Raw genomic sequence first — 6,684 nt, forward strand, 5'->3', positions numbered from 1 at the left:
ATTATGCTTCCTAAAGGTCATTTGAACAAATAAGAATAACCCACATACCAGTATAAAACTCTTTGCTATGGGTAAGATCACTTTTTAGTCTTGTTTAATCGGCTACTACCTAAGAGAACCGAGCAACCATATTAAATTAAGTTTGTGAGAATTAAAGTTTCATGATTTGATATCTCATCTTATTTATTATTACTAGGATCAAACAATAAAGCACCAAAATAATTAATAGGATGGGCGTGAAGACATGACACAGTTATTAACAGTGAAATCTGGAAAGCGCACAGTGATTAATATGCTACCTTTCTATGGAAACCACCAAGGCAAAGCAAATGTTGGACTAAGGTATGAAGGGAAAGAACATGGTTTATCAGGAATTGGTGAACGTTATGCCGCTGAGCTTAGTTGCGGATTATCGGGTGTTATAGGCTATTTCAGAAGTTTTGGTTTAAACGAGGCTTATTGCAGGATAACATTTGGAGATCCTTTTGTATTCAAAACAAAGACTCGGACACCACCACCTAAGAAAATGGAAGTACTTGATATCTTTAAACTTTCACAAAGTAAATTCACGAATGTGAAATTAGAGAAGATAGTTATGTTTGTAAACGGACAAGGAAATCTGCCAATTGATAGTGTATATTTCTTCCATGATCGAATTCAGATTGCGGTAGGAGGCTCAGGCTGTAGAATAGAGCTACAGTTTGTACCTAATAAATAACTCATGATTTTCTCTTTTTTGTATATTGACAACCAAAAGAAAACTAGACCTGAATAATAAAGCTAGATAATTTAATGGTTAGGATCGGTTGTAAAGTAGATTTTCGGATCAATTTTCCAGTAGTCAAAAACTGTAGAGAGCCTTTGTTTTAAAAGTCTCAAATATTGCTAAGTAAAGGTCATTTTATTCAATATGAAGACAAGAGTGATAGTCAACATGTTACAAAAAGGAGAAAATGCTCTTTGCTGCTCTAGGGTATAGCAAGCACTTTTAGCAAGTCCAATTTATAAAAACTATGCTACGAGTAACCGAGCAACCATATTAAAATTAGTTTGAGACGTGAAAATTCATCAATAGAATTCTCATATTATTTATTAATACTAGGAGCTCATAATAGAGCACCCAAATAATCAAAGGATAGGCGTGAAGAGAATGATAGAAATTCAAACAATAAAATGTGAAAATCGGACAGTGGTTAATATGATACCTTTTTACGATGTGTCTGATTTTGAAGAATACGAAACTGAATTTAATTGTGGGTTAACAAACGTTATAAGATATTTCAAAGAATTTGGACTAAACAAAGCTTATTGCAGAATAATATTGGGAAAACCATTCAAATTTGAAACAACGATAACATCTAGAATAAAAATGGATCTCATTGATATAATAAAACTAACACAAGAGCAATTTTCAAGAATAGATTTAGAAGAGATAGAATTGTTTTCAGAGATAGAATTAGGAGAACCGCTTGTAGATTTAGTAAGTTTAACACCTGATTCAATTTTAATTGCAATAGGAAATCCAGGAATATGTGTGATTGAATTACAGTTTGCACCTGATTAATAGAAATGAAGGTTAGAAAAAGCTATGTTCATAGAGGAAATAGAAAATGAAGCGATGAAGACTTTTGATGATTTTACTGTTGAGTTTAGCGAAAGTTATTTTGCAATTTTAGTATCGAAAAATGACCATCATTTTAAAGGTGATGGTCTTAATTTTGATTTCAAGTTGTGTTATCAGGTTGAGGACAGGCAAGACATTTGCGATCCAGGTATAATCATACCGGCATATATGATACTTAGAAAGATACTTAATACTTCAAATTTAGAAGAGATGGCTACTTCATTCGGTATGAAAAGCGAAGATATCACCATTTGTAATATGGTTTATGAAGATGAAACAATTTTTTACATAAAAAGAAATTTGAACCCAAAACAGTAGAAGATGTCGTTGAATGTCAAGAGACGATACATTATGTAGAGAACTCAGTTGAAGGTCTGCTAAAAGATATTGATTATAGGGGTATCGAAAATAAGTTCCCACATGAAGATCAATATCGTGAATTGAGGAAAGCGATGAAGCCAAAATGTTTTAGTGTTTAACGAAAAAATGAGAACTTAGATATCGAATAAGGTTTTACTAACCTAGTAATTTTGCTTTAAAATAAAGTTTGATTATTTTTTCCTGTGATACTCAAAAATTGCGCCTGTTTGTTGAATATTCTTTTTCTATGGAACAGTATCATTGTACTATACATCAAATGACCGAATTAAGAATTAACTGCTAGTTGAACTATAGCCTCCATTTGTTTACGATTCTTCCCTACTTTTAGGTAAAAACTCATTATTGTAAGTACTTTCCTTGACAAGCCTATTCATAGTAAACAATCTCTTCTGATATATAAACCTCACTATTACAGCCATTTCAACCATTGCTAAATCTTCAATTGCTTGGAAAGTGGCGCAGTTTAGCACATAAATCTATATACTATTCATCTGCTATATCAGATGAATCTATTGCATATATTGCTGCCCGATTCTTAATAGTCTTTTTAGGTTTTTCATTAGGTAGCCTAACTTGTTTTACGTTAACAAATGGTTTGACTCGGCCAACATAATTGTTATTGAATTCCTTACCAATCTGTGCTTTTATCGCACTAGGTTTTCCAGAATACACCATATCTATATCCCTATATGTTCTTGATGCTTTGTTTAAGTCAAATTCTTCTCTTCCATTATGTTGAGCTTTTACGAATTCCGATACTTCTTCAAAAATAACTTTTCTTAACTCTGAATTTGACAAGGATGTAGCTGGAATTAATCCATAATGCTTGTTTAACACATCATTAACTAAGATACTAACGCTCACGCCTAGCTGTTCAGCTTCGTTAGTAAGTCTTTTTTCTAATTCATGGTTTGGATAGAATTGTATTCTAATTTTAAGGACCTCCTTAATATATATGAGTACTAGCTACTGCACTCAGTGTAAATGATGTGAGTGGTGAGGTCAACACTCACCTTTAATTTAAGAATAAAAAAAAAGAAAAGAAAAGAGATATTAACTCATTTACCTATTGCTAGGTTGCTGTTCTAATTTCACCAAAGTTATTCCTATCGTTGTTGCACAGTAAAAGTCTATTACGCAATATAAAAGTTACTCCACCATATGACCTCGATTGCTGAACTAGAAAAAATCCTGCGTATCAACTTTTGATCAAACTTTTTTATGAAACCGAACTTTATTTCAAAGCTACAAGTAACAGTAAATTAGACCTATACAATCAAGAGGGATCATTTATAGGTGTTTAGCAAAGGGCTAGGTAAATTCCAATTAGAATACTACAGTCACCCACTCACCCGATATATAATTTAATCAGACTTCCATGTACACAAGCTTTTTTATTGAAATAGAAAGGATGTACTCACTTTGGGTAGGCAACACCGTCGGTTTCATGAGGGGGATAGGCAGAAGAAGTATATATAGTATCAAGGTGATGAAGAATTATCCTCCTTTTTGTTCATTGTCTTTTATATACCCGCTTGTTTGTTACTCAAATCACAAGCGGGTTTTACTAATTTCATTTAGCGATAGTCGGGAGAAGAGAGAGATAGCAATTAGTATTCGACAAGTTAATGGAATATGTGGTATTGATGTGGAAGTATCTCAAAGGGCAAAAATAATAAAACCAGAAAAACTAAGTAGAGAGTATTTCAAGTATTCTACAAGGATATAGTGACCACAATATGAATATTGGTCCTCTCGATAAAGTATTGATTTTTAGTGGAAAAGTAAATTAGAGTTGTATTAAAGGCTCTAGATTGGGGTATAGCAGGTTTACTAACCTGTTATTCTTTTTTTTTTGTTAATTATTATATTTTTCTAGTGGAAAATGTTGTATTATAAATTTAACCTCAAAACCCCCTCGAAAGGAGCACTACGAAATGATAAAAGAACCATACAAAAACCCATCAGAAGTCATGAGTTCCGCATACACCCTACTATACGAAATTGAAACTAGATTAAAAAACTACGTGAACTGGACTTTGATGAAGAATTACGGCTTAAAGTGGCAATATAAATTTAATGAAGCAAGACCAGTTGAGTCAAAATCTCTATATGAAATAATATCGTATTTTGAAAAATATCCCCCTCTTACAGAATGTTTTACCCCAATTGAATTAGAATCCTTATCCAAACTAACGAAAGTAAGAAATAAAATAGCACATATGCATGACATCACTGATTTAGAATTTGAGATTCTTAGACATTGCAGTTTCATAATTAAGTGTAAATTGAAGTTGTAATTAACAACTAGGTTCAGAAGCGGGCAGGTCGATGATTCGATAACTGTTTATTTAAGGAATATAGTTATAATTTAGCAGTTGTATTTATAGTCGTGGTTTATTTGTTTGCTATTTAGCTTTAATCGGCTTTTTATAAGTATCTCCTTCAGAGTTGCTTAACAAGTGCGAAGTGTTTAATATTGAACACTATCTTTTTCTGTTTATTAATCCAGACTACCTTTAAATAACCCTATATCTATTATGTTGAGTACAGAGATTATTTTTATTTTGCAAACGAAAAAGAGTAATTTTGTTAGTTATATACATTAGGATTTGCTATATCAATTTATGATGCAATAATCTACTTCAACATAAGTCAACAATCCACTCAATAGAAAAGGGGTTAGCATGAAAGACGTAAAATGAGGCTTTATGCAGCTTAGGGTGAACAGATGATACGGATTATGTGAATTCAAGCACATTTGTAGTCAGGGCATTACGGAAGAGGAGAAACTTGACAGTAGTTTAGAAATAGATTTTACCAAAAGGCAATGATGAAGGTAAAAAGTAGAAGATTTAAATTATGACGTAGCGCCATTCCTTATGAAAGATATTGGGGGAGGGGTTGGTGAGATTGGTCTACGCCATGAAAGACGGAGGCATAGAACCAGTAAACGAACCTGATCCGGATTAATACAACACTTTGAAGAAGATAACGATATTAAAAGTCATAATCACGATTCTGTATAAACTATATATGATAGGAGCGGATATTATGTCTAAATTTATTAGTCGTGGAGAAAAGGAATTTATTACAGGATGCACGAAGGCAATTTTAAAATGTGATACGTCTAAAGAACACCGGTTATATGAAATAAAAAAAGGAATTAGAGAATACAGAGCAGTATCGGATATTAATTTAGATTTTGTTCACCATAATGGTGAGGCCGCAACATGCATTTGCGTTATAGGTGAAGAACTTATAAGAAGTTTTCACTGGAAAGCAGGAGACGATGATTTGGCTCGACCTTGGATAAAAAGAGCAGTTAAAGATGTAATTATTCATGGTGAATCTGTCGCTTACAATATTTATGACAAAGAAGGTATACACCTTGATAAACTGTTCAAAGAAGCAATACATCCGAAAATGACAAAAGAACAGATTAAAAATTATGAGATAAGTATGAGGAAGCGTATCTTAGAAGGTGCCATTGAAAAAAATGTTAAAAACGATTCAATAAATTGACAATGGTGGGCTGTCGAATGACAGCAAACCAAACATAAATAGTAATCTTGCAATGTAATAGATACAATTCTAAATAAGGTTATAGCCTGATATGTAATAAATGGAGGGGTTTTCTTCCTTTTTGTTGAAAGGATATGTAATAAGGAGGAGTTAGAGGTATGGCTAACTATTTTGTAATTACTTAGACTGACATAGATAGTGAAAACGGAGCAGAAGAATTGATTCTTGATTTTTACAAGTTTTATAGGTCTTATTCAGAACTAGAGCTTATAGATCAATTGAAGAAATTAGTTCCAAATGATAAACAAAATTTACCGCAACGATATGCTATATATATATTAGATCAAACTCTTCCCATGAGTTCAGGCGAGGTAGTAGTCTTCAGGGAAAAAACTATTTCTTATCAAAAGCTTTTAGTGGCGGTAGTAACTGTCATAGATCTACTGACAGAGGAAATTAATCGAACTAAATTCATCTTTAAGGTAGCTAAGTATTTAAAACACTTCGATCAAGATATATTCGCAAGGTTTAAGAAAGATATAGCTGAAAAAATTTAAGTCGTGTAAATTAAGAGTGACTAATGCACCAGTTTCTCCATACCTTTATATAACATAAATAAAATATCAATAATAAAAATCAAAGAGGATGGTAATTTAGTGAAATAATTATACAAGAGGGATTGATTTTTGTTAATCTTCGTAATAGTTATTTCCACAACTATTTATACTTTCTTGATGAAGAAGTACCAAGCCAGCTTTTAATTTTAGCCATCTTAATTTTTGGTTTAGGAACAGGAATAATCAGAAGAGTGTAATCTGAAAAATAAAAAGGGGACATGAGGTTGAGATTACAACTATAAGTAGAATAGAGGAGCTATTCGTCAGATCATAGAAGTATGTGTGGCCAATGATATGTGCGATATTTGAAATAGTTTTACCACTGAATGACAAAAAGAGTACCAATGTATGAGAGACCGTTATCATATATTCTGGATGATCAAAGTTAAAAAACCATTGTTTTTATAATTGGGAATATTATACATATTATACAAATCTATTGATTTTCAATAATAGCAGACTTCAGTAATCGGGCCATATGGTTGAAAATTATAATAGGATATGTGAAGGATTGTGAATGTTTTTCCTTAAGCTAAA

7 protein-coding genes are annotated in these 6,684 nt (G+C 32.2%); 6 read left to right on the forward strand and 1 reads right to left on the reverse strand.

Annotation, left to right across the window (positions count from 1 at the left end; genetic code table 11):
- The first annotated feature begins 244 nt into the window (after positions 1 to 244).
- The 3 genes from ACHABW_RS25040 (at position 245) to ACHABW_RS25050 (ending at position 1,942) form a co-directional block, all read left to right on the forward strand.
- Positions 245 to 718: a hypothetical protein gene (locus tag ACHABW_RS25040; protein ID WP_435759667.1), complete on the forward strand. Its 474-nt coding sequence runs from the start codon at positions 245 to 247 to the stop codon at positions 716 to 718.
- A gap of 432 nt (positions 719 to 1,150) precedes the next feature.
- Positions 1,151 to 1,564: a hypothetical protein gene (locus tag ACHABW_RS25045; RefSeq protein ID WP_435759669.1), complete on the forward strand. Its 414-nt coding sequence runs from the start codon at positions 1,151 to 1,153 to the stop codon at positions 1,562 to 1,564.
- A 24-nt stretch (positions 1,565 to 1,588) separates the two neighbouring features.
- Positions 1,589 to 1,942, forward strand: a complete 354-nt coding sequence (locus ACHABW_RS25050) for a hypothetical protein (protein ID WP_435759671.1) — start codon at positions 1,589 to 1,591, stop codon at positions 1,940 to 1,942.
- A gap of 546 nt (positions 1,943 to 2,488) precedes the next feature.
- Here the strand turns inward: ACHABW_RS25050 and ACHABW_RS25055 are convergent.
- On the reverse strand, positions 2,489 to 2,869 hold the full coding sequence (locus tag ACHABW_RS25055) for a hypothetical protein (RefSeq protein ID WP_435759673.1): 381 nt from the start codon (positions 2,867 to 2,869) through the stop codon (positions 2,489 to 2,491).
- Between the two features lie 1,073 nt (positions 2,870 to 3,942).
- Between ACHABW_RS25055 and ACHABW_RS25060 the strand changes: the two genes are divergently transcribed.
- From ACHABW_RS25060 to ACHABW_RS25070, 3 genes are all read left to right on the forward strand, one after another.
- Entirely contained in the window at positions 3,943 to 4,305 is a 363-nt protein-coding gene (locus ACHABW_RS25060) for a hypothetical protein (RefSeq protein ID WP_435759675.1), read from the forward strand.
- Between the two features lie 754 nt (positions 4,306 to 5,059).
- The gene (locus tag ACHABW_RS25065; RefSeq protein WP_435759677.1) at positions 5,060 to 5,530 is read left to right on the forward strand and encodes a hypothetical protein; all 471 of its coding nucleotides are present in this window, start codon (positions 5,060 to 5,062) and stop codon (positions 5,528 to 5,530) included.
- A gap of 218 nt (positions 5,531 to 5,748) precedes the next feature.
- Positions 5,749 to 6,087 carry a hypothetical protein gene (locus ACHABW_RS25070; protein ID WP_435759679.1) on the forward strand — a complete coding sequence of 113 codons (339 nt, stop codon included), beginning with the start codon at positions 5,749 to 5,751 and terminating at the stop codon, positions 6,085 to 6,087.
- Positions 6,088 to 6,684: the final 597 nt, after the last annotated feature.

This window comes from Salipaludibacillus sp. CF4.18 (assembly GCF_051262595.1).
GTDB classification, from domain to species: domain Bacteria; phylum Bacillota; class Bacilli; order Bacillales; family Salisediminibacteriaceae; genus Salipaludibacillus; species Salipaludibacillus neizhouensis.

Excerpts from the sequence above, each read along its gene's own strand:
- ACHABW_RS25040 (WP_435759667.1), top strand. The coding sequence starts at position 245 with ATGACACAGTTATTAACAGTGAAATCTGGAAAGCGCACAGTGATTAAT.
- ACHABW_RS25045 (WP_435759669.1), top strand. The coding sequence starts at position 1,151 with ATGATAGAAATTCAAACAATAAAATGTGAAAATCGGACAGTGGTTAAT.
- ACHABW_RS25050 (WP_435759671.1), top strand. The coding sequence starts at position 1,589 with ATGTTCATAGAGGAAATAGAAAATGAAGCGATGAAGACTTTTGATGAT.
- ACHABW_RS25060 (WP_435759675.1), top strand. The coding sequence starts at position 3,943 with ATGATAAAAGAACCATACAAAAACCCATCAGAAGTCATGAGTTCCGCA.
- ACHABW_RS25065 (WP_435759677.1), top strand. The coding sequence starts at position 5,060 with ATGTCTAAATTTATTAGTCGTGGAGAAAAGGAATTTATTACAGGATGC.